General features: G+C 61.6%; 24 protein-coding genes. 21 read left to right on the top strand and 3 right to left on the bottom strand.

Annotation, left to right across the window (positions count from 1 at the left end; all coding sequences use genetic code 11):
* The first annotated feature begins 160 nt into the window (after positions 1-160).
* Positions 161-1,870: a glycosyltransferase family 39 protein gene (locus tag BS38_RS24260; protein ID WP_269319487.1), complete on the top strand. Its 1,710-nt coding sequence runs from the start codon at positions 161-163 to the stop codon at positions 1,868-1,870.
* Between the two features lie 62 nt (positions 1,871-1,932).
* Here the strand turns inward: BS38_RS24260 and rpsI are convergent, their stop codons facing one another.
* A complete protein-coding gene (gene rpsI, locus BS38_RS24265) occupies positions 1,933-2,442 on the bottom strand; it encodes a 30S ribosomal protein S9 (RefSeq protein ID WP_051628702.1) in 510 nt (169 codons plus the stop codon).
* Positions 2,443-2,479: 37 nt separating this feature from the next.
* Complete coding sequence (gene rplM, locus BS38_RS0103420; RefSeq protein WP_011692756.1) at positions 2,480-2,923, bottom strand: 50S ribosomal protein L13; 444 nt, start codon at positions 2,921-2,923, stop codon at positions 2,480-2,482.
* Between the two features lie 334 nt (positions 2,924-3,257).
* Here rplM and BS38_RS24270 point away from each other — a divergent pair, with 334 nt between their 5' ends.
* From BS38_RS24270 to BS38_RS0103515, 19 genes are all read left to right on the top strand, one after another.
* Positions 3,258-3,941 carry a prepilin peptidase gene (locus tag BS38_RS24270; RefSeq protein ID WP_051628703.1) on the top strand — a complete coding sequence of 228 codons (684 nt, stop codon included), beginning with the start codon at positions 3,258-3,260 and terminating at the stop codon, positions 3,939-3,941.
* 222 nt (positions 3,942-4,163) lie between these two features.
* Positions 4,164-4,358, top strand: coding sequence for a Flp family type IVb pilin (locus BS38_RS0103430; protein ID WP_043437555.1), 195 nt, complete (start codon positions 4,164-4,166; stop codon positions 4,356-4,358).
* Positions 4,359-4,479: 121 nt separating this feature from the next.
* Positions 4,480-4,671, top strand: coding sequence for a Flp family type IVb pilin (locus BS38_RS0103435; RefSeq protein WP_028269542.1), 192 nt, complete (start codon positions 4,480-4,482; stop codon positions 4,669-4,671).
* Positions 4,672-4,792: 121 nt separating this feature from the next.
* Positions 4,793-5,200: a TadE/TadG family type IV pilus assembly protein gene (locus BS38_RS0103440; protein WP_028269543.1), complete on the top strand. Its 408-nt coding sequence runs from the start codon at positions 4,793-4,795 to the stop codon at positions 5,198-5,200.
* Entirely contained in the window at positions 5,188-6,243 is a 1,056-nt protein-coding gene (locus BS38_RS0103445) for a Tad domain-containing protein (protein WP_051628704.1), read from the top strand. The genes BS38_RS0103440 and BS38_RS0103445 overlap by 13 nt, the downstream gene beginning before the upstream one ends.
* A gap of 59 nt (positions 6,244-6,302) precedes the next feature.
* Positions 6,303-7,064 (top strand): Flp pilus assembly protein CpaB, encoded by a 762-nt coding sequence (cpaB, locus tag BS38_RS0103450; protein WP_028269545.1) that lies wholly within the window; start codon positions 6,303-6,305, stop codon positions 7,062-7,064.
* Positions 7,064-8,263 (top strand): AAA family ATPase, encoded by a 1,200-nt coding sequence (locus tag BS38_RS0103455; RefSeq protein ID WP_028269546.1) that lies wholly within the window; start codon positions 7,064-7,066, stop codon positions 8,261-8,263. Before cpaB (BS38_RS0103450) ends, BS38_RS0103455 begins: the two co-directional genes overlap by 1 nt.
* Positions 8,260-9,744: a CpaF family protein gene (locus BS38_RS0103460; RefSeq protein ID WP_028269547.1), complete on the top strand. Its 1,485-nt coding sequence runs from the start codon at positions 8,260-8,262 to the stop codon at positions 9,742-9,744. Before BS38_RS0103455 ends, BS38_RS0103460 begins: the two co-directional genes overlap by 4 nt.
* 2 nt (positions 9,745-9,746) lie before the next feature.
* Positions 9,747-10,688 carry a type II secretion system F family protein gene (locus BS38_RS0103465; RefSeq protein WP_028269548.1) on the top strand — a complete coding sequence of 314 codons (942 nt, stop codon included), beginning with the start codon at positions 9,747-9,749 and terminating at the stop codon, positions 10,686-10,688.
* 11 nt (positions 10,689-10,699) lie between these two features.
* Positions 10,700-11,578 (top strand): type II secretion system F family protein, encoded by an 879-nt coding sequence (locus tag BS38_RS0103470; RefSeq protein WP_028269549.1) that lies wholly within the window; start codon positions 10,700-10,702, stop codon positions 11,576-11,578.
* 410 nt (positions 11,579-11,988) lie between these two features.
* Positions 11,989-12,228, top strand: coding sequence for a Flp family type IVb pilin (locus tag BS38_RS0103475; RefSeq protein ID WP_028269550.1), 240 nt, complete (start codon positions 11,989-11,991; stop codon positions 12,226-12,228).
* 121 nt (positions 12,229-12,349) lie between these two features.
* On the top strand, positions 12,350-12,739 hold the full coding sequence (locus BS38_RS0103480) for a TadE/TadG family type IV pilus assembly protein (RefSeq protein WP_028269551.1): 390 nt from the start codon (positions 12,350-12,352) through the stop codon (positions 12,737-12,739).
* The gene (locus BS38_RS0103485; protein WP_028269552.1) at positions 12,727-13,767 is read left to right on the top strand and encodes a pilus assembly protein TadG-related protein; all 1,041 of its coding nucleotides are present in this window, start codon (positions 12,727-12,729) and stop codon (positions 13,765-13,767) included. Before BS38_RS0103480 ends, BS38_RS0103485 begins: the two co-directional genes overlap by 13 nt.
* A gap of 38 nt (positions 13,768-13,805) precedes the next feature.
* Positions 13,806-14,579 (top strand): Flp pilus assembly protein CpaB, encoded by a 774-nt coding sequence (cpaB, locus tag BS38_RS0103490; RefSeq protein ID WP_028269553.1) that lies wholly within the window; start codon positions 13,806-13,808, stop codon positions 14,577-14,579.
* Positions 14,576-15,772, top strand: a complete 1,197-nt coding sequence (locus tag BS38_RS0103495) for an AAA family ATPase (RefSeq protein ID WP_028269554.1) — start codon at positions 14,576-14,578, stop codon at positions 15,770-15,772. The genes cpaB (BS38_RS0103490) and BS38_RS0103495 overlap by 4 nt, the downstream gene beginning before the upstream one ends.
* Positions 15,773-17,398: a CpaF family protein gene (locus tag BS38_RS24275; protein WP_231511024.1), complete on the top strand. Its 1,626-nt coding sequence runs from the start codon at positions 15,773-15,775 to the stop codon at positions 17,396-17,398.
* Between the two features lie 7 nt (positions 17,399-17,405).
* The gene (locus BS38_RS0103505; protein ID WP_028269555.1) at positions 17,406-18,338 is read left to right on the top strand and encodes a type II secretion system F family protein; all 933 of its coding nucleotides are present in this window, start codon (positions 17,406-17,408) and stop codon (positions 18,336-18,338) included.
* Between the two features lie 7 nt (positions 18,339-18,345).
* On the top strand, positions 18,346-19,230 hold the full coding sequence (locus BS38_RS0103510) for a type II secretion system F family protein (protein ID WP_028269556.1): 885 nt from the start codon (positions 18,346-18,348) through the stop codon (positions 19,228-19,230).
* Between the two features lie 109 nt (positions 19,231-19,339).
* On the top strand, positions 19,340-19,804 hold the full coding sequence (locus BS38_RS0103515) for an Hpt domain-containing protein (protein ID WP_028269557.1): 465 nt from the start codon (positions 19,340-19,342) through the stop codon (positions 19,802-19,804).
* A 49-nt stretch (positions 19,805-19,853) separates the two neighbouring features.
* Here BS38_RS0103515 and BS38_RS0103520 read toward each other — a convergent pair whose 3' ends face one another.
* Entirely contained in the window at positions 19,854-20,702 is an 849-nt protein-coding gene (locus BS38_RS0103520; protein ID WP_028269558.1) for a response regulator transcription factor, read from the bottom strand.
* Between the two features lie 278 nt (positions 20,703-20,980).
* On the opposite strand from BS38_RS0103520, the gene BS38_RS0103525 reads away from it, so the two are divergent.
* Positions 20,981-22,666, top strand: a complete 1,686-nt coding sequence (locus BS38_RS0103525) for a sensor histidine kinase (RefSeq protein WP_028269559.1) — start codon at positions 20,981-20,983, stop codon at positions 22,664-22,666.
* The last annotated feature ends 5 nt before the right edge of the window (positions 22,667-22,671 follow it).

Consider the following 22,671-nt stretch of genomic DNA (forward strand, 5'->3'; position numbering starts at 1 on the left):
GCGGCTATCATCACCTGTCATTCAATTTTTCAGAGGTCCCCAGAAATCCCCAGCGTGGCAACGTCCCGCATTGCTGGCCCTTCTAACGTTCACAGCGATTCTTTACACGTGGGGCCTGGACCGGAACGGGTGGGCCAATGCCTACTATTCCGCCGCTGCCATGTCGGGTTCGCTCGATTGGACTGCACTCCTATTTGGCTCCTCGGACCCAGGAAATGCGATCACGGTAGATAAACCACCTCTCAGCATCTGGATAATGGCGCTTTCCGCCCGGGTGTTTGGACTGAATTCGTGGAGCATCCTCCTACCCCAAGCCGTGATGGGAGTCCTGAGCGTCTACCTTCTGTATCGCATGGTGGAGAAACGCTTTGACGCGGCCACGGCACTGCTCGCCGGGACGTTCATGGCGGTAATGCCCGTGTCCACTGTGATCTTCCGCTATAACAACCCGGACGCCTTACTGACCGTGATCATGATTGGCATTGTCTTTTGCACCTTAGAGTCTATTGACCGCGGCAGACTGCGGTGGCTCATGATGGCGGGGGCGCTAACGGGGGCGGCCTTTCTGACAAAGCAGCTACAAGTGCTCGTGGTCCTGCCCGGAGTGGCCGTCGCCTACCTGGTGTTCACACGCATTTCCGTAATCAGACGCCTGCTGCACTTGTCGCTGGCCCTCGCTGCTTCCGCCATCGCAGCTGGCTGGTGGTTGGCAGTTGTCCAGTTGACTAGTCCTGCGGACCGCCCGTTCATTGGCGGTTCGAGGAACAACAGCGTTATCGAGCTCACCATGGGATACAACGGTTTGGACCGACTAACCGGCGAGGACGCAAGCCGAACAATGGGTTCCGGACTTGGCAGCGGGTTAAATGAGAAGCTGGACGCTGGATTCCAACGATTTCTTCAGCCTCAATTTTCAGGACAGTTCGGTTGGTTTCTGCCGCTGGCGGTGGCTGGACTTTGTATCTCGGTATGGCTGCTAAGGCGGCGTGAAGGCGAACTCACGTCCCGGGTCTTCCTACTAATGTGCTCCGTCTGGTTCTGCTGTTCGGCAACGATCCTGGCGTTCATGTCTGGCATCCTGCACCCTTACTACGTGCTCTCTGCGGTGCCCCCGTTATGTTGCTTGGCTGCGGTGGCCCTTATGTACTTTCTTCGGGGCCTGGACAGCAGCAAGATTCGTTTCACGGCAGCGGTAACTTTCGCCGCTAGCATGATCTTCGCGTTTGTGACGGCTGTCAGGTCCACTGCTGATTTCCCGGGCTTCCCCGTCGCGGTCGTCGTGATGTGGAGCGTTGCCGTTGGTGGGATCCTGCTGCGGCCGCCTCGACAGGTCGTCAGACGGGCAGTCAGCATGCTTTCGATAGGCGTCCTCCTAAGCGGCCCCGTCATTTGGTCCGTGAACACCGTCCTGACCGGCCATGTTGGCGCCGGCGTCATTGCCGGGCCGAGCATTTTCGGAATGCGCACGGACGACAGGGAACGTGCCTCGCCCAAGACGCCCGAAAGCTACCTGTCCGTGATGTTTGGCGACTCGCCCAGCCCGGAACTGATACGTCGCCTACGAGAAACTCCCTCAAGCCAGACGTGGGCTACTGCGGTAATCGGTTCGGAGACAGCCGCAAACTACCAGCTGGAATCGGGACGGGCTGTGCTGCCCCTGGGTGGCTTCGACGGCACAGACCCGTATCCGACTCTGGAGCAATTCCAAAGCCTCGTCAAGGACGGTCGGGTTCAGTCCCTCGCATTCCAGAACCTGCCGCCATTGACATTGGAAGGACGCGGAGAGTCAGCCAGAATATTGCTCTGGGTGAGGGAAAATTTCGTCGCAGAACAGGTCAGCGGGGCTGTTTATTACGAGTTGACGCGATAAGCGCCGTCATACAGCGGAAGCCCGCCCCGCCGAATGGCGGGACGGGCTTCCGGGAAGCGTGATTAGCGCTTGGAGTACTGCTGAGCCTTACGGGCCTTCTTGAGACCAGCCTTCTTGCGCTCGATGACGCGGGCGTCACGACGCAGGTAACCGGCCTTCTTCAGGGTGGCGCGGTTGTTCTCGGCGTCGATCTCGTTCAGTGAACGGGCGATGCCGAGGCGCAGTGCACCGGCCTGGCCGGAGATGCCGCCACCGTGGATGCGGGCAATGACGTCGTAGGCGCCGTCAAGATCGAGGATCTTGAAGGGCTCGTTGACGTCCTGCTGGTGCAGCTTGTTCGGGAAGTAGTTCGCCAGCTCGCGGCCGTTGATGGTCCACTTGCCGGAGCCGGGAACGATGCGGACGCGGGCGACGGCTTCCTTGCGGCGGCCAACAGCTGCGCCGGCAACAGTCAGTGCCGGGCGTTCCTTCTTCGGCGCTTCTGCTTCTGCAGGACCGCTTTCCGAGGTGTAGCTGGTCAGGTTTTCCTCAGCCGGAACGGCCTCGGTGGTCAGTTCTTCGTTCTGAGCCACGATTCTCCTTGTATAGATAAGTTGTTGGTGGCCAGGACTACTGGGCGACCTGGGAAATTTCGAAAGTCTTGGGCTGCTGAGCGGCGTGCGGGTGCTCTGCACCGCGGTAAACCTTCAGCTTGCCCAGCTGCTGTGCAGCGAGGGAGTTCTTCGGGAGCATGCCCTTGATGGCCTTCTCCACGGCGCGAACCGGGTTGGATTCAAGCAGTTCCGCGTAGTTGACGGAGGTCAGACCACCCGGGTAACCGGAGTGGCGGTAAGCGCGCTTCTGCTCGAGCTTGGCGCCGGTGAGGGCAACCTTCTCGGCGTTGATGATGATGACGAAGTCGCCCATGTCCATGTGGGGAGCAAAGGTGGCCTTGTGCTTGCCGCGCAGCAGGATTGCGGTCTGGCTGGCGAGACGACCAAGGACAACGTCGGTGGCGTCAATGACGTGCCACTGGCGGTTGATATCGCCGGGCTTCGGGGTGTACGTACGCACGGTGTTTGCCTCGTTCTTGTTCTGGCGTTCTTGTTTAGGTGTCACGTAAGCGTGTGCACCTACTATCTATGCGCTACCGGAACAGAGGTGAGGGCTCCAAGAATCCAGTGGTCCAGAAGTCTCGAATGTGCCCGAGGAGTAGTTATCCTGCAACCGGATTCTCAGCGGGCACGCATCATCGAGAAAGGACACGCACAACGACTATCAAGAATAGCGGGTATAGAGGCCACTGGTCAAAATAGGCTCTAGGTAGACAGTCTGCGCCGGACCTGATGCTCGGGTCCGGCGCCGTGGACCATGAACAACTCCGAGCTTAGGTGCCCTGTTGACTGAAATGCCCCCGGCCGCCCTGCTGGTAATCGCTTGCGCCCTCCTGGGCCTCGCCGCGGCACCCGCTGCCCTTCTCATCACGCGCCGGTTACTGCCCGATATCGAGCTAGGGCACGTCCGCTGGCACGCTAGGGCCGGCGCAATTGCAAACGGCGTGCTGTTCGGAGCGATGGCTTGGCGGTTCGGCTGGTCCTGGGTGCTGCCGGCCTACCTTTTCCTCTGCGCAGCTGGATTTGTGCTCTCCCGAATCGATCTTCAGCACAAGTTATTGCCCAACAGGCTCGTTGTTCCCACCCTCGGAATCGGTCTAGGACTATTGCTAATGGACGCCGGCATGAACCAGCGATGGGGAAATCTGCTCGTAGCAGTCATCGGATGCGCCGCAACTTTCGTGATCTACCTGATTTTGGCGGTTATTTCCCCCCGTGGAATGGGCATGGGCGACGTAAAGCTCTCGGCACCACTTGGTTTGTACTTGGGCTACCTCTCGATAGGTCACTTGATACTCGGGATAGCCCTTGGTTTTATTGTGGGCGCCGTGACCAGTGTGCTCCTTGTTACGGGCGGGTTTGCGGGCCGAAAGACGGCTGTGCCCTTCGGCCCGTCCATGTTCGCGGGATGCCTGCTGGCCGTTCTATGGGCCGCCGAAGTGGGGCGGATTCTCCTGCCCACAGTCTTCCCTCGATAGCCCTTTCCGAGTACACCAAGTAGTCGCGTACTTGGGTAGCGCGGTTATAGGGATGTAACACCAAGTAGACGCCCGATTCTGGTGTCTAAAAGACGAGTACATCCACTCATTGTGGGGCTATTTGTGACTCCTGTATTCCTTTGTGTATCGAAGTTCCAGCAACACCTTTTTGGGGGGAGCGGGAATTCGAAGCCAATTCAGCACTCACAAAAGGAACACAAAATGAACTCTGCACTGGTCTCCATGGTTGCCTTTATCGCCGGCGTCAAGAACCGGCTCACTCGCGAAGAGAAGGGCGCCACGATGGTGGAGTACGGCATCATGGTCGCCTTCATCGCCGTCCTGGTTATGGCCGCTGTCATCATCCTCGGCCCGCAGATTGCGGCCCTGTTCACGTCAGTTTCGGCAAAGCTCTAGTCGACGAGGTTGCGGTGGCCATAAGTGCCACCGCAACCAACCCTTCGCACAGCCAGCTGGGGAACTCTTCGAGTGGCCGGCACCGAAGGCTGAAATTTTGGTCTTATACAAGGAGCAAGTCATGAACTCGTTCATAGCAACAATCAATGCCGTTCTTCACACAGCAAAAGGCAAGCTGCAAGAGGAAAAGGGCGCCACGATGGTCGAGTACGGCATCATGGTCGCCTTCATCGCCGTTGTGGTGATGGCTGCGGTCATCATCCTCGGCCCGAAGGTCGCCGACCTCTTCACTTCTGTTTCGGCAGCTCTTTAGAAAATTTGTTCAACGGAGCTGACGACGCTTTGGGCTCTGGCGGTGGGCATAACCGCCGTCAGGGCCCATTCCACTTATAGGAAACATTCACCGCTCTAACAAAAGGTTTGGGGAGACGGTCTTGAAGTCAAAACGGAAAGAACGCGGCGCAGTGGCCGTTGAGATGGCGATCGTTCTCCCGCTGCTACTACTGGTTCTTATCGGGATCATCGAATTCGGCCGAGTGCTAAATGTCCAGGTCTCACTGACCCAGGCGGCCCGTGAAGGGGCCAGGTACGCAGCCATCCATCACAGCGACTCGTCACTGGACGTAAGCGCCGTGGCCTTGGCGGCGGCACCGTCCCTTTCGGGGCTCCCGGTGACGGTCACACACAATGCGGGCAGCTGTACGTCCGGCACAAATGTCACGGTCACCACCAAGGTGACCATGTCCTCAATGACAGGCTTCCTCGACGCCGGCTTCTTCGGCCAGCCGGTTATTTTCCCGCTGTCCATGACTGGAGTAGGAGTAATGCGATGCGGCGGTTGATTCCACAACGTTTCGCCCACCATCGGGCCGTGCGTGCAGCAGAGCGCGACGAGCGCGGCGCCGCGTCTGTCATCGTGGCAGTGCTCCTCGTTGTCTTGATGGGGTTCGGGGCCCTAGCCGTTGACGTCGGCGCCATGTATGCGGAAAAAGCCCAACTGCAGAATGGAGCCGACGCTTCCGCGTTGGCTATCGCAAATGACTGTGGCAAAGGATCATGCGGCAGTTACAACGCGACGGGGAGTGCACTAGCCAACAGCAACAGCAACGACAACTCCAGCGGAATTGCGTCCATAACGTTCCCGACCACCACATCGGTCCGGGTTGAAACCAACACGCGTCAGGCCGGCTCAGGAGTCAACAGCTTTTCCCTTTTCTTCGCCCGCGTGATGGGTTTCGACACTACGGATATCCGAGCTGTGGCCGAGGCACGCTGGGGGGCGCCGACCAAGGCAACAACCCTTCCGTGGACTATCAGCAAGTGCGTCTTCGAGAAGTACTTAACGCCAAGCCAGCTTGCCGAGCTGAACTCAACCGGTGACTTCACGGGCAATCCGACCCCGACGCACATTCTCCTGCGTTACGACGAAAATACTCCGGATTACCCTGGTTGCCCGCCGCAGAATGGTTACGCTGAGGGCGGCTTCGGCTGGCTGGACCGGGACACTGGCTGCTCGGCAAACATCGACATCGCCAATTCGGAAATTGGCAACGACCCCGGCAATGATTTTCCGAGCGAATGCAATGGCATCCTGGCCACACTCCTGATGGAGCCCGTCCTCATTCCAGTGTTCAGCACCGCGACAGGAAACGGGCAGCACGCTACATACGCCTTGGTTGGATTCTTGGCATTCAAGGTCACCGGCTACAAGTTCGGCGGTGGGCCATCGCTGACAAATCTTGACTCCGCCGCACCGTCCTGCACGGGCAACTGCAGGGGTATCCAGGGGTACTTCACCCGTTATGTCTCCTTGGCCGAGGGCCTCGCCTTAGGCGGTTCAGGAACTCCCAACTACGGAGGATCCGGGGTAGCACTCACGCAGTAGAAACAAGCCGTTCTCATCGCGGAACGGATGCACTCACACACTAAGAAGGAGCATCTAAAGTGAAATCACGCCTACTGGGAGGCATTGCAGCGCTGCTGCTGGCAATCACTGGAACCGTACTACTTGTCGTATACGTCCAGGGAGCTGACAACAGGGCATTGCAAGGACTGGATCCCGTAAATGTACTCGTCGTCAAAGAATCTGTCCCTGCCGGCACAAAGGCAGAAGACCTGAACGGTAAGGTCCAACTGGAGTCGATGCCTCAATCTGCAGTGCCGGAGGGCGCCCTCGACAAGCTAAGCGAGCAGGGGGGAAAAGTCACCTCCGTGGCTTTGGAACCCGGCGAGCAACTCCTTTCAGCCAGGCTAGTCGATCCTCGGGACCTGCGGCCGGGAACGGTGCCGGTACCTGAGGGGCTTGAAGAGGTCACTTTCCTGTTGGCACCAGATCGGATCCTGGGCGGACGGCTCGAAGCAGGAGACAAAGTAACAGTCTTCAGCTCCTTCAAGGCGGAGGATGCAATGCCGGACAATGCCAACGTTCCGGCCGAAGTCAAGGGATGGAAGCAGTCCACCGGGCTCCTCTTCCACGATGTACTTGTCACAGCTGTCCAGAAAGCCGAGCCGGACGCTAAGTCGGGGTCCTCAGACAATGCCGTTGCGATGCCGAACGGTTCCGCCTACGTGACTGTCGCCCGCAGCGACGCCGACGCCTCCAAAATGATCTATGGGGCGGAGTTCGGTACCCTCTGGCTGTCCAAGCAGACGGCGTCCACGGCTAAGTCCAATCCTCCCATTACGACGTTCGGTGGGCTGTACTGATGAGCCGCTTTGTCGCAGTCACGGCGGTGCGCGACTTTGAGGGCCGCGTCCGCCAGGCCATCGCAGGGGCCTTGCACGGAGAACTGCAGACCCTCAATCCGGAGGTATTGTCCGGTGGACCTGATGATGTGTTCAAGCAGCTCAATGGTGCACCGCCCGAGGTTCTGATCCTCGGACCCGGCGTAACAGCTGAAGCCGCGTTGAAACTGGCTACGGTCTTTGACCTCCAGTACCCGGAGATCAGCCTTCTGCTTGTTGCGGAGCCCAGCCCAGACTTGGTGTTGAAGGCCATGCATTCGGGGATCCGCGATGTTGTCACGCCAGAAATTGAAGTCAACGATCTGCGAGTGCTACTGGAACGAGCGTGCCTCGCCGCAGCCAGCCGCCGGCGAGGCATGGGCCCCGCTGCCGAACCTGACCAGGACCGTGGGCGGGTCATTGCGGTGATGTCACCCAAGGGTGGCGTCGGGAAAACCACAGTCGCAACGAATCTTGCAATTGGTTTAGGCAAGGTTGCCCCGATGAGCGTAGTTCTCGTGGATCTGGACCTTCAGTTCGGAGACGTTGCGTCGGGATTGCAGCTCGAACCGGAACACTCCATCACGGAGGCAGTTCACGGCGCCGCATCGCAGGATTCGATGGTTTTGAAGGCGTTTCTGACCGTCCATCCGGCGGGCATCTATGCACTCTGCGCTCCCCGCACGCCATCCGAATCTGACTACATCACAGCCGACCACGTCAGTCGCCTGCTGAATCAACTGGCGAGCGAGTTCAAATACGTCGTGGTCGACACCGCACCAGGTCTGGGGGAACACGTCCTTGCGACCCTGGAGCTGGCTACAGACGGCGTATGGGTCTGTGGCATGGATGTTCCCAGTGTCCGCGGGCTCCGCAAGTGTTTCACTGTCCTTAAGGAGCTCCAGTTGCTGCCGCAGGGACGGCATACCGTCCTGAATTTCGCTGATCGCAAAAGCGGACTGTCGGTACAGGATGTTGAAGCGACAATCGGGGTCCCGATAGATGCAGTGGTGCCACGATCCCGGACTTTGCCGTACTCGACGAATCGCGGGATACCCGTTCTGCAGAGCACTTCCAGGGACTCGGCCACCAAAGGCCTGAAGAAGCTGGTAGACCGCTTTGACCCCCAGTGGGTGTCCTCTAATCACAACAAATTGCACCGACGGGTGGTTGTCTCATGAAACTCTCAGACCGACTTTCCAGGACGCAGCGGGAGGGTGCCTCACAGCCTCCCAACGGAACAATCGATGAAGCTCCCGTCTCAGGGCCCGCCTCTTCAATTCCTTTCGCGTCACCGGCTGCGGGCGGGAGCCCAATCGCCCTCGCCACCGCGCCCTCGCTCGGAGGCGGCCCCGTCGTCCCTGTTGTCGACGCGTTGGCCGGGCTGAAGCAACGCGCGGCACTCGCACTATTTGAGCGGATGGGAACGCGTTTCGGCGACACCTCGGCGTCCGAAGAAGATCTCCGCGCAAGCGCCGTTGAAGAACTATCGGCGGTGATTGATCAGGAGCAGGTTCCGCTTTCGCCCGAAGAACGACGTCGCCTCATCCGTGACGTTGCCGACGAAGTCATGGGCTTGGGTCCGCTTCAGCGCCTCCTGGAGGATCCGGCTGTAACCGAAATCATGGTCAATCGTTCCGATCAAATCTACGTGGAACGTAACGGACGTCTCTCACTGACCGGATCACAGTTCAGCTCGGATGATCACTTGCGGAAGGTAATCGAGCGCATCGTCTCCAAAGTGGGCCGCCGCATCGATGAATCGTCTCCGCTCGTCGATGCAAGGCTGGAAGACGGTTCGCGTGTGAATGCGATCATCCCGCCCTTGGCTGTGAACGGACCATCACTTACCATCCGTAAGTTCAGCCAGGTCCCGTTGACTGTGCAGAACCTCATTGACTGGGGGTCCATGACTCCGGAAATGGCGGAGCTCCTCAGCGCATGTGTGCGAGCACGGCTGAATATCATCGTCTCTGGCGGAACAGGAACAGGCAAGACGACACTTCTCAACGTCCTTTCCTCCTTCATTCCCGAGGACGACAGGATCGTCACCATCGAGGACGCGGTGGAACTGCAGTTGCAGCAAGAGCACGTGGTCCGGTTGGAAAGCCGGCCACCCAATATCGAGGGCAAGGGTGCAGTGCCCATTCGCGAACTCCTCAGGAACTCGCTCCGCATGCGTCCTGACCGCATCATTGTCGGCGAAGTCCGTGGCGGCGAATCACTGGACATGCTCCAGGCCATGAACACCGGCCACGATGGCTCGTTGTCCACCGTTCACGCTAACGCTCCGCGCGATGCCGTTGCCCGACTTGAAACGCTGGTCCTCATGGCCGGGATGGACCTTCCCTTGCGGGCCATACGGGAGCAGATAGCGTCCGCCGTTGACCTGATCATCCAGGTAACCCGTCTGCGTGACGGAAGCCGCCGGGTCACACATGTCACCGAAGTTCAAGGCATGGAGGGAGAAATCGTTACGCTCCAGGATGCCTTCGTCTTCGACTATTCCGCAGGTATGGACGCCCAAGGCAGGTTTCTTGGAAAGCCGGTTCCCACAGGAATCCGTCCTCGGTTCCTGGATCGTTTCGCTGATCTGGGCATCGCAGTATCCCCGGGCGTCTTCGGTGCGGCTTCGGCTCCGGTTTCTTCAGGGAGGCGGTGATCATGGATTCGCCGGCCGTCCTCGGTTTTGCCATCTGTTTGTGCCTTGCCGCATTGATATTGGTCTTCCTTGTAGTGCTTAAGCCGCGTTACGGTGCCATCCCCATGGAGCGCCGCCGGAACTCGTCTCAGCCGCAAGCATCAACAGTTAGCCGCTTCACTCAATCAGCCGTAACCGCCGTTGACGGAGTTATCGGCGAATCGGGGGGCCCCTACAACAGGGCAGTGCTCTACAACGCCGGGGTCAAGATGTCGCCGGCCGACTTCACGGTGGCGGTAGGGATCGGGTCTGTGTTCGCAGGTGTATTCGCCTGGTTCCTGACGCACATTTTGATCGGATTCCTCGTAGCAGCAGCTACGCCGTTTGCCACCAAACTGGTCCTCAACATTCTCACGGACAAGCGCCGCGGAAAGTTCGAAGCCCAACTGACAGACACCATCCAGATGTTGATTGGAGGCCTCCGCGTCGGTCACAGCGTAATGCGGTCCATCGAGGCAGCGTCACTGGAGGCGGATGCTCCGACATCGGAGGAACTTGCCCGGATCGTCAATGAGACCCGGATTGGCAAGGACGCACGCGTGGCAATCGAGGACGCCGCGGATCGCATGGACAGTGAAGATTTCCGGTGGATTGCCCAGGCTGTCCAGATCAACAGGGAAGTCGGCGGGGACCTAGCCGAAGTGCTCGAACAAGTGGCCGCAACCATTCGCGAACGAAGCGACATCAAGGGCCAGATCCGGTCTCTCAGTGCCGAAGGGAAAATGTCGGCGTACATCCTGATGGCACTGCCAGTCGGCGTTGCTTTGTTCCTAGGGGTCATCAATCCGGGATACCTCAACGTGTTCGTCGAACACTTCGTCGGGATCATCCTCATGGTGCTCAGCGTCATCATGTTCATCGTCGGCGGCTTCTGGCTTAGCCGGATCGTCAAGATCAAGTTCTAGGGGGATTCCAAATGAACATCACAGTCCTGGCGCTAATAGCGCTGGTTGTTATCCCGGTCACCTTCCTGGCGTGGTCGCTCGTGTCGATCGACCGGCGGGGGATGGTGGCAGTCCAAACGAACTTGGGCCAGGGATTCAGTGTCAACGGGAACGCTGCCATCCAGCGGACCCCGGCTCTCCTGGGTGCTGCGAAGAGATTGACTCCGACCGGCTACGTCGGAAAGCTCGACCGCTGGCTGTCTCTGGCCGGAAGACCAGCGTCCATGCCGCTAGACAGGCTCCTTGTTGCCAAGCCCAGCCTGGCGCTTGGCGGCGCGATGTTGGGGCTGCTGCTCTTCAGCAACAGCCCATCGCCTCAGACGTTTGCCTTGGGATTGGCAATCACCGCGTTCTTCTATTTCCTGCCGGACCTGCTCATCTACAACAAGGGAATCAAGCGCCAGCAGGAAATAGAAATGGAGCTGCCCAATACGCTCGATCAGATGCTCATTTCAGTAGAAGCCGGGCTGGGATTTGAAGCCGCAATGGCTCGCGCTGGACAAAACGGCACCGGAGCGCTGGCCCAAGAGCTGGTCCGGACCCTCCAGGACATCCAGGTAGGACGTCCCCGGCAGGAGGCCTACGCTGCACTGGCGGCACGGTCTTCTGTTCAGGACCTCCGGAGCTTTGTTCGCGCGGTGGTCCAAGCTGACAAGTACGGCATCGGGATTGCAAAGGTACTTCGGATGCAAGCCAAGCAATCCAGGATCAAGCGGCGCCAGCGGGCCGAAGAGAAGGCCATGAAGCTTCCGGTCAAGGTGCTGTTTCCCTTGTTGCTTTGCATCTTCCCCGTCCTGTTCATCGTGATCCTGGGGCCGGCCGCAATCAACATCATGAAGGCGTTTAGCTAGGGCTTTCCAACGGCCAGAGTTCTGGCCGCACAGACCCGGGCTCCTTGGCACCCAGAACCGAGGAGTCCGTTGCCACCCGGCAGCGAGGAGTAGGATCTCGCACCGGGCGAAGGCCCTGAGCGCGTGTGAGTGCTCGTTCAGGGCCTTCGTGGGAAAAAATCACCATATCGCTCGGGTGTCTGCCAAGGACTCCTTCAGCCGCAAGGTTGAGGGAGTCCTTATGTGTGAGGAAGCCGCCTGCAGTCCCAGCAAATCCGCAGATTAAGCGCAGGTTTGGCGCTGCCCATACGCAATGCGAGCAGGCTTGGCGAAGGATGCACCAAGATCCAACCGAAAGCGGTCACACGGTTGCTATTTTTTTGGCAGAGCTGGTGCAGGACCAGCCCACCCAAACTCGCTCAGGAGTCCCCATGCTTTCTCTCCACACCAACCTCATGATCCGCCTTCGCAGCGACGAAAAGGGCGCTACCGCCGTCGAATACGGCATCATGGTTGCCCTCATCGCCGTCGTGATCATCGTAGCCGTCACCATTCTCGGCGGAACTTTGACCGATATGTTTACCCAGGTGTCGTGCTCAGTCAGCGGTGGCACTTACGGTGCCGGCGCTGAGGCCGGGCTGGGAACCTGCACCCCCAAGGCCGCCCCGTAAGGCGCTAGCCCACCCTCCCGACGCGCCCCGGCACGTCCACCAACCGAAGTGGCGGCGGCATCCAAGCCGCCGCCACTTCGGCTGTCTTCACCACACCATCAGCCAGAGGAAAGGCACCACCATGTCCAGGGCATCCGAGCGCGGAGCTGTTGCGGTCGAGTTTGCGATCCTGGCGCCCGTCCTCATCATGTTGCTCTTGGGCATCGTCGAATTCAGCCGGGCTTACAACGCCCAGGCCTCACTCTCCGCCGCAGCCCGCGAAGGCGTGCGCGTCATGGCTATCTCCAACAAAGTCTCTGATGCCAACAAGGCTGCGAGGGATACTGCGGTATCGCTTCAGCCCGGGCTGAAGGACACGAACATCGTTTTCAAGAATCTCGACACCGGCACCACCAGTTGTGCACCGGGTAACCGCATCACCGTCATCATCAGCTACAACCTCTCAACCATGACCGGCATCGCCGGCCCGTTCGCCATGACCGGTAAAGGGGCCATGCTATGCGGCGGCTAAGTCACCCCGGGCATAAATACGACGGCGAACGCGGCGCCGTGAGCGTGATCGTTGCCGTCATGCTTGTGGTGCTGTTGGGCTTTGGGGCCATAGCCGTGGACGTCGGCATGCTCTACGCCGAACGAACCCAGCTACGAAACGGAGCAGACGCAGCGGCGCTGGCCATTGCCCAAAAATGCGCCAAGAGCGCCCCCAGCTCGATCGACGCAGACTGTTCCACCACTTCCACTCTGGCCGCAAGCCTTGCCAACTCGAACGCCAATGACGCCCGCAGCAACATCAAATCCACCGTGCTGGATAAGGCCGCTCGCAGCGTCACGGTCACGGCCGGCGCACAGGAGAAAGGCAGGACTCCCAACGAAGTCTCGCTGTTCTTTGCCCGGGTGCTGGGCATGAACTCGACCGAAGTCAATGCCCGTTCAACAGTCGTGTGGGGCAGCCCCGAAAAAGGGACGACTCCCTTTCCCATCACTGTGTCGGTCTGCCAGGTCCGCAACAGTACGGACATCATGCAGTTGCTCCAACTGCACGGAAAAAACGCGAACGTGGACTGCAACTACGGTCCATCGGGCGCGTTCGTTGAGGGCGGTTTCGGTGGCCTCAAACAAGATATCGGCCAATGCGGCGCCTTCATCGACGTCGCCAAGAGCACAGCCGGAGGAGATACCGGCAACAATGCGCCGCCAAACTGCGAGGCCACGTTGAACGGCTGGGCGGCGGACATGAACGCAAACAAAGACGTCTTCGTGTTGCTGCCGATCTTCAATTCCGTCACCGGAACCGGTACCAACGCTATCTACGGACTGACCACTTTTGCCGCGTTCAAAGTTGCCGGATGGAAAGTTGGCAGCTCGGGCCTTCCGTACACCTTTCGCAACCGGGCCCCTGACGTTCCGGCCGCACTCGAATGCAGGGAACCATGCCGCGGAATCATCGGAACCTTCGTCAAGTATGTTTCCCTGGCCAACGGCTACACGCTCGGCCCCGTCAACCCCGACGGCGCGACTGTCGTTGCCCTCAGCAAATAGTTTCGTCCACCCCGCATGTTTAACCACAGGAGCAGTCAGTGAAGTCACGTTTGTTGGCAGGAGTGGTGGCAGTCCTGTTGGCCATCGTCGGGGCGGTGCTTGTCGTCACTTACGCCCAGGGCGCTGACCAGCGGGCAGTCAAGGACCTGGATCCGGTGGGAGTTCTGGTGGTCACCAAAGCGATCCCGGCCGGCGCAACCGTGGACACAGTGAAGGCATCGGTGGCCCTGGAGCAGGTGCCCGGCACCGCCGTCGCAAAATCCGCGCTGGACACCCTCGAAGATTCCGCCGGCAAGGTGGCCGCCTCGAATCTCGTCCCGGGCGAACAGCTGCTGAAGGAAAAAATGGTGGAACCTGAAGACCTCCAGACCTCCGGTTCAGTCAAAGTCCCGGCAGGCCTCCAGGAAGTCTCGTTCCAGCTGGAGCCGCAGCGCATGGTGGGCGGGCGCCTTCAACCGGGCGACCACGTGGGCGTCTTCATCTCCATGAAAACAGGCGGCATCGAGGCGAAGTCGGACAGAGAGACCACCCAGCTCTCCATCCACAAGGTCCTGGTCACCGCCGTCCAGCGCGCCCCCGAGGGAGCCGCCGCCAACCCGGCGCCGTCGGCGAGCGCCGGAACGGACCCTAATCCCCGGGACGTGAACCTCCCCACCGGCTCCCTGATGATCACCGTTGCAGTCAACGACATCAACGCCGGCAAGATCGTATTCGCGTCCGAGTTCGGAGATGCCATCTGGCTCACCCGCGAACCCCTCGACGCCGAGGACAACGGACCGCGCATCATGATCCGGCCGGACGTCTACAAATGAGCCGCTTCACCCTCATCACACCGGACGTCGACTTCGACGGCCGCCTCCGCCAGGCCGTTGCCGGCGGTCTCCAAGGCGGCGTGCAGACCTTCTTCACAAGCGTGCTCCCCGCCGATCCCAACGACCTGTTCGCAGCCCTCAACCAGGAACTGACCGAGGTGCTCATCCTGGGACCCGACGTCCCCGTCGATGAAGCCCTCCGGTTTGCCACGGTGATGAACGTCCGGTTCCCGGAACTGAGCGTCATCCTCGCCGCCGAACCGGACCCGGACTTCATCCTGCAGGCAATGCGCGCCGGCATCAGGGACATCCTCTCCCCCGGCTCCGATCCCGCCCAGATCCGGGTGCTCCTGGAACGCGCCAACCAATCGTTTGCCAGCAGATACCGTGTTCAGGCCGCCCCGCCAATGACGGAATCCAACAAGGGCCTCGTGATCGGGGTCTTCTCCCCCAAGGGCGGTGTCGGCAAAACCACCATCGCCACCAACCTCGCCATCGGCCTGGGCAAGATCGCCCCGATGAGTGTGGTGATCGTGGACCTGGACCTGCAGTTCGGCGACGTCGCCTCCGGACTCTACCTCGATCCGCAGCACACCGTCACGGACGCAGTGTCCCCCGCTGCGAGCCAGGACTCCCTGGTCCTCAAGGCCTTCCTGACGGTCCACCCCGGCGGCATTTACGCCGTGTGCGCTCCCCCCACTCCCGTTGATGCGGACGAGATCACCCCGGACCAGGTCAGCCGGCTGCTGGAACAGCTGTCGGAGCAGTTCCAGTACGTGGTGGTGGACACCGCACCGGGGCTTCCCGAAATCGGCCTGGCTGCCATGGAGCAGTGCACCGATGTGGTGTGGGTCAGCGGGATGGACATCCCCAGCGTCCGCGGCCTGCGCTCCGGCCTGGAAGTGCTGCGCCAGCTGGAAATCCTCCCCGAGACCAGGCACGTGGTGCTGAACATGGCCGATTCCAAGCTGGGCCTGACCGTCCAGGACCTCGAATCGACCATCGGCGCGCCCGTGGACGTGAGCATTCCGAGGTCCCGCGCCGTCGCCCTGTCCACCAACCGCGGCATCCCCGTCCTCCAGGAATCAGCCAAGGACCCGGCAAGCAAGAGCCTGAACCAGCTCGTCGACCGTTTCAACCCCGCCTGGCGGGCCAAATCCCAACGCAAACTGCACCGAAGGGTCGTGGTCTAGATGAAACTTTCAGAACGCATCAGCGCGGTGCAAGCGAAGTCGCAGTCACGCACCCAAATTGCAGCGCCGCTACAGACCTCGCGCACCGCCACCGCAACGCTGGAACGGGAACGCCCGGAATTGCCGGCCCCGCAGCCGGAACCGTGGGCTCCGGTGAGGACGGACAAACGGACGACGACGGCGGCACCGGCTGCCGCCGTCGTCGTACCTTCCGCGGCGCCTGACCATGCGGAAGAGGCGAAACCGAAAGCCCAGCAGCCGGTGGACGCGTTTGCCGCGCTGAAGGAGCGGGCGGCCACGGCGCTGTTCGAGCGCATGGGTGCCCGCTTCAACGATTCGGCCATCACCGAGCTGGAGCTCCGGACGTCCGCCCGTGAGGAGCTCACCCGCATCATCGACGCCGAACAGGTGCCGCTCTCCTCGGAGGAACGCACGCGCCTGGTCCAGGACGTCGCCGACGACGTGCTGGGCTACGGTCCCCTGCAGCGGCTGCTGGACGACCCCGCCGTCACCGAAATCATGGTCAACCGGATGGACCAGATCTACGTCGAACGCAAGGGCCACCTCACGCTGGCCGATTCCCGCTTCAGCTCGGAAGAACACCTGCGGAAGGTCATCGAGCGCATCGTGTCCAAGGTAGGCCGCCGCATTGACGAATCCTCGCCCCTGGTGGATGCCCGGCTGGAAGACGGCTCCCGCGTCAACGCGGTGATCCCGCCGCTGGCCGTGGGCGGATCGTCGCTGACGATCCGAAAATTCAGCAAGGTTCCGCTCACCGTCCGGAACCTGATCGACTACGGCACTCTGACTCCTGAGATGGCAGAGCTCCTCAACGCCTGCGTCAAGGCCAAGCTCAACATCATCGTCTCGGGCGGCACGGGCACCGGGAAGACCACCCTCTTGAACGTGCTCTCCTCGTTCCTGCCCTCGGACGAACGGATCGTCACCATCGAGGACGCCGTGGAACTGCAGATCCAGCAGGAACATGTGGTCCGGCTGGAAAGCCGCCCGCCCAATACCGAAGGCAAGGGCGAAGTGACCATCCGCGAACTGCTGCGGAACTCGCTGCGTATGCGCCCCGACCGCATCGTGGTGGGTGAGGTCCGCGGCGGCGAGTCGCTGGACATGCTCCAGGCCATGAACACCGGCCACGACGGTTCCCTGTCCACGGTGCACTCCAATTCCCCGCGTGATGCCGTGGCGCGCCTGGAAACCCTGGTGCTCATGGCCGGGATGGACCTGCCGCTGCGGGCCATCCGGGAACAGATAGCCTCGGCGGTTAACCTGATCGTCCAGATTTCACGCCTGCGGGACGGCAGCCGCCGCATCACCCACGTGACCGAGGTGCAGGGCATGGAAGGTGACATCGTCACGCTGCAGGACGCCTTTGTTTTCGACTACTCGGCCGGCGTCGACGCCCAGGGCCGCTTCCTCGGACGGCCGGTTGCCACCGGGATCCGCCCGCGCTTCATCGACCGCTTCGAGGACCTCGGAATCCACGTCTCCCCCGCCGTCTTCGCCACGCCCGCGGGGCCCGGAACCAGCGGGCCTTCCGGGCAGGGAGGGCCCTCCGGTCCTGGCCGGCACGGCGGCCATGCGGCCCCCTCCGGCCACGGAACGGCCTAGGGGCGCCATGCTCATGACCATCGGAGCCGCGCTCCTTTTCCTTGCACCGCTGCTGCTCGGCGTGGCGATACTGATCCCCGGCGCTCCGGAGATCGCACTCAGCCGTCGCCGGCCGTTCGCCTTTGACCCGCCCTCGCGGCTGACACGCCTGGCCAACCTCACCGTCGGCGCCCTGGACCGGTTCCTGGCCGCCCGGAATGTCCGCCTCTACAACCGGGAGGCACTGGAAACGGCCGGTGTCCGGCTCACCCAGGCCGAGTTCATTGTCCTGGTGATCGCCGGCGCCATCGTGGGCGCCCTGGTGGGCCTGGTCATCGGCGTGCCCGCCGTGTCCGTCCTGCTCGTCATCCTCGCCCCCTTCGTGGGGCACCTGGTGCTCGGCTTCCTGGCCGGCAAGCGGCGTGCCAAGTTCGACCAGCAGCTCGGCGACACCCTCCAGCTCCTCGCCGGCGGGCTGCGGGCCGGCCACAGCATCCTCCGCGCCATCGATGCCGCCGCTGCCGAGTCCCAAAGCCCCACCTCGGAAGAAATGCGCCGGGTCATCACCGAAACCAGCCTGGGCCGGGACCTGCTGGCCTCCCTGACGGACACCTCGGAACGCATGAAGAACGAGGACTTCGTCTGGATCGCGCAGGCCATCCAGATCAACCGCGAGGTGGGCGGCAACCTGGCGGAGGTCCTCGACCAGGTCAATGAAACGATCCGGGAAAGGTCCGAGATCAAGGGCCATATCAAGGCACTCGCGGCGGAGGGCAAGTTCTCCGCCTACATCCTGATTGCCATGCCCATCGGCATCGTGCTGATGCTGATGGCGGTGAACCCCGGCTACATGGACGCCATGTTCACGCACCCCCTGGGCTGGGCCATGATGGCCGGATCCGTGGTGCTCATGACCATCGGCAGCCTGTGGATGCGCAAAATCATCGATCTGAAATTTTGAGGTGTCCATGAATCCCGTGGTGCTCGCCTCGCTCCTCCTGGTCTGCCTCCCCGTAGGCTACCTGGCATGGTCCGTCCTGTCCGTGGACCGCAAGTCCCGGACCGCAACAGTGGCCATCCTCAACCGTGGCAGGAGGGCTGCCGACGTCCCCGAAAAGACCCGGGGCAATTTGCTCGACAGGATCGGCTACGGCCTGACACCCGCCGCCTATGTCCGCAAACTCGACCGGCTGCTCTCCCTGGCCGGCCGGCCCGTTGCCTGGCCCCTGGGCCGCATCCTCGCGGCGAAGCCCGTCCTCGGACTGGTGGGGGCCTCCCTTTTCATCCTCATCAGCATGAGCAGCCCCAAACCGATGATCAAACTCGCCGGCCTGTTCCTGCTCTTCCTGGGTTACTTCATCCCGGACCTGCTCCTGTACAGCAAAGGCATGGAGCGCCAGAAGGCCATGCAACTGGAACTCGCCAACACCCTGGACCAGATGCTGATCTCCGTGGAAGCCGGCCTCGGCTTCGAGGGTGCCATGGCCCGGGCAGGCGAAAACGGCAAGGGCCCGCTGGCCGAGGAAATCATCCGCACGCTGCAGGACATGCAGGTGGGACGAAGCCGGCGGGAGTCCTACATCGCGCTGGCCGAGCGGACCAACATCCCGGAGCTGCGCAGCTTCGTCCAGGCGATCGTCCAGGCCGACACCTACGGCATCGCCATCAGCCGGGTCCTGCGGATCCAGGCGAAGGTCATGAGGGTGAAGCGACGGCAACGCGCGGAGGAAAAAGCCATGAAGCTGCCCGTGATGATCCTGTTCCCGCTGCTGTTCTTCATCTTCCCGGTGCTGTTCATCGCCATTCTGGGCCCCGCCGTCATCAACACCGTTGTCACATTCAGCAGTCAATAGAGTGCCCAAAGTGACACCGATCACCGCTTGTTACCCCAAGAGACTCAAGGTTTGCACAATATCTGCCTAGGTCGAGCGAATTGACAGATTCAGGAAGTAGCGTTGTCATATGTCCATTTCAGGCAGCTGTACCGAAGACGAAGGTGCGGACCACATCTGCACCCTTCCCTCGGCTGCCCCGGGCACTGACGCCAGCCTGGCTTTTGAGGAAATCCCGCTCGTGGACCTCCTGGTGCTGCAGGACCTTGAAAGCCAGCTGGCCCAGCCGGCCGTCGCCAGGAAGTTCGCCCTGGATTACATCGAAATCTGGGATCAGCGCTACGTGAACCTGAGGAACGCAATTTCCGGCCAGGACCGCACCACCGCACTCGATGCCGCGATCAGCCTGAAGATCGGCTCGGCAATGGTGGGAGGCCTCCGCCTGGCCCGCCTTGCGGAAGACGTCGAGGCCATCATCCGGTCAGGGTGCTGGGACAAGGGCCAGTCAATGCTGGCCCTCATCGCAGAACTCGGCCGCGAAACCGTTGCGCAGCTGCGCCGGAGCTACCTGCCGGCAGGCCACTCGGCCGAGTAGCCCGCCGGGCCGTTGGTAGCCCGATCGGCCAGGCAGCCTGCCGGAGCCGCTAGAGCTTGGCGGCTCCCAGCCGGTACCCCACGCCCCGCACGGTCTGCAGCAATTGCGGCGTGTGGGCATCCTCGTGGAGCTTTTTGCGGAGGTTGCCGATGTGGACCTCCACGGCACGCTCGTCAGCCTCGCTGATGTACGTGTCGTCCTGGTAGTAGTCCCCTCGGACCACTTTCACCAGGTCAGCCCGCGTGCACACACCGCCGCCGGCCCGCAGCAGTTCCTCCAGCAACACAAACTCGCTGCGCGTCAGCTCCAGTTCCTTGCCGGCCAGTTCGGCGGACCGTGTCCGGGGGCTGAGCCTGAGATCGCGGTGCTCCAGGACGTCCCTGGTGCCGGTTCCGTGCGCTGCCCCGGTTCCATGCGCTGCCCCGGTTCCGTGCGCGGCGCCGGGTTGGGCATGCGGTGCCGGTTTCGCCGGCGCCGGCTGCTGCTGTGCGTCCTGCCGCAGCCCGTCCTGGCGTTGCGCGCCGCTGTACCGTGGCCGCCGCATCATGGCCGCCACCCTCGCGCGGAGTTCCAGGGGACGGAACGGCTTGGTGATGTAGTCGTCCGCGCCCGAGTGCAGGCCGGTCAACATATCCGGTTCTTCGCTCCGGCCTGTCAGCATCACCACGTAGGCATCACTGAACTGCCGGATGCGCCGCAGCACCTCGTAGCCGTCAATGTCCGGCAGCCCCACATCCAAGGTGACAATATTCGCCTGTTGATGTCGTACCAATTCCACGCCTTCGCGGCCGTCCGAGGCGGTGTGCACCTCAAACCCCGCTTGAAGGAAGACCGATTCCAACAAGTTACGTATGTCCTTGTCGTCCTCGACAACCACAGCTACTCCCAGATCGCTCATGGTCAACCCCATAAATCCCCAGACCCCATGCAAGCATCTGCCCATCGCAAATGCCTGTTACACCCCCCAAAGGACTACGCTACAAGAAATCTCGCTTATTGGCGGCTCTTTTTCCGTGGCAGATGTATGAATGTCAATTAGCATGACTTCACAGTAAACAATGACGTCCAAGAAAGGCCCGGGCCCCATGATTGCCACCATTCGCCACCAGCATTCGCCCGGCCAAGGTGAGTGGGCCGGCGGCGTTGTGCTCAGGGCGGGGACCAGGGCCCACCTGCGTGGCTGAGACATCGCTGGCTCCCAGCGCCGACCGTTTCTTCCGTGCGCTGGGGCCTCGCACCCAGGTGATCCTGTGCCAATTACCGCTTTCATTTGTGGTCCTGGCACTGGCAGTCACGGCATTCCTCGCTTGGCCCGGCATATTCGGCAACGACGTCTTCCTGATGGCTTTGGGGATGCACGCCCTCCTTTTCCTGGCATGCATCCTGCTGCCTTGGGAAAAGCTTGGGCCGTACGTTCCGCTATTCATTCCCATGTTTGATTTCATCGCCATCTGGCTGACCCGCCTCGGCGTGCCGCCCGGCGTTCCGGGCCTCGGCGTCCTGGCAATTTTCCCGGTGATCTGGGTGTCCGCCTCGTCGCTGCCCGCCCGGAGCAGCCTCTTCCTAAGCTTCTGCGGGCCCCTGTTAATTTCCCTGCCCCCGTTGTTTTCCCGGCTTCCGGCGGTTTCCGCCTCGGACGTGGCGTCCGCGCTGCTTTTGCCGCTCATGATGCTCACAGTGTCCCTCGCGATCCGCTTCGCCAGCGTGAACCTGAAGCTGCAACAGCGGGATTTGGAGGCGAAGGACCGTGAAATGCGTGCGCTCTTCGAGGAAAGCAAGGAGCGCGAAAAGCTGCTGGACACAATCCTGGAAACTGTCGACGTCGGCATTGTCGCCGTGAATGCCAAGGGTGACCGGCTGCTGACAAATGTCCGGCAATCCCAGCTGGAAGCCGCGGCGTCCCCGGGAGGTCTTTCGGATCAATTGCCGGCATCGAGAATCGAGGAGCAACTGACACTCCTCAGCCAGGACGGGAAATCGCCATTGGCCCCGGATAAACGTCCCGTTTACCGGGCCACCCAGGGTGAGTCCTTTGCCGATTACCTGGTCTGGTTCGGTGAAGGACCGCAGCGCCGGGCCATTTCCACGGCGGCCCGGTCCCTGAGGAATGACGACGGCGACTTCAACGGCGCCGTGGTGGTGTTCAATGACGTGACCGGCCTGGTGGAGGCGATGGCGGCCAAGGACGATTTCCTGTCCAACGTGACCCACGAACTGCGCACCCCCCTGAATTCCGTCATAGGGAACCTCGATCTGGTGCTCGACGGCGAGCACGGACTCCCGCCCCTGGCCGCTCAACGGCTGGAGGTGGCGCAGCGCAACACGGAACGGCTCCTCACCCTGGTGTCGGATCTGCTGCTGTCGGCGTCGGCGTCGCTGCCGGTGCATCCGCGGAGGACGGACTTGTCCGGACTGGTGGATTTCTGCGTTGGTTCGGCGCAGGAACATGCCGCCGCCGCCAAGGTGTCGCTTCGTGCCGACGTGCCGGTGCCTTTATGGGCGCAGGTGGACCCGCTCCGGCTCGGCCAGGTCCTGGACAACCTCCTGTCCAACGCCATCAAATACTCGCCCGACGGCGGGACGGTCCGGGTCACGGCCCGGGCGGAAGCCGAGCAGGTGTACCTGCGCGTGGACGACACCGGGATGGGAATGACTCCGGCCGACGCGGCGCAGGTGTTCAACAGGTTCTTCCGCAGCCGCGATGTGCTGCAGTCCGGCATCCCCGGCGTCGGCCTGGGGCTCTCCATCACGAAGGCCATCGTGGACCTGCACCGCGGCTCCATTACGTGCACCAGCCGGCCAGGCGAGGGAAGTAGTTTCACTGTGGTCCTGCCGGCGGAAGACCCTCCCCCGGGCTACTAGCGGCC

Origin of the sequence: Arthrobacter sp. UNC362MFTsu5.1, from assembly GCF_000685965.1 — a bacterium.
Taxonomy (GTDB): Bacteria; Actinomycetota; Actinomycetes; order Actinomycetales; family Micrococcaceae; genus Arthrobacter.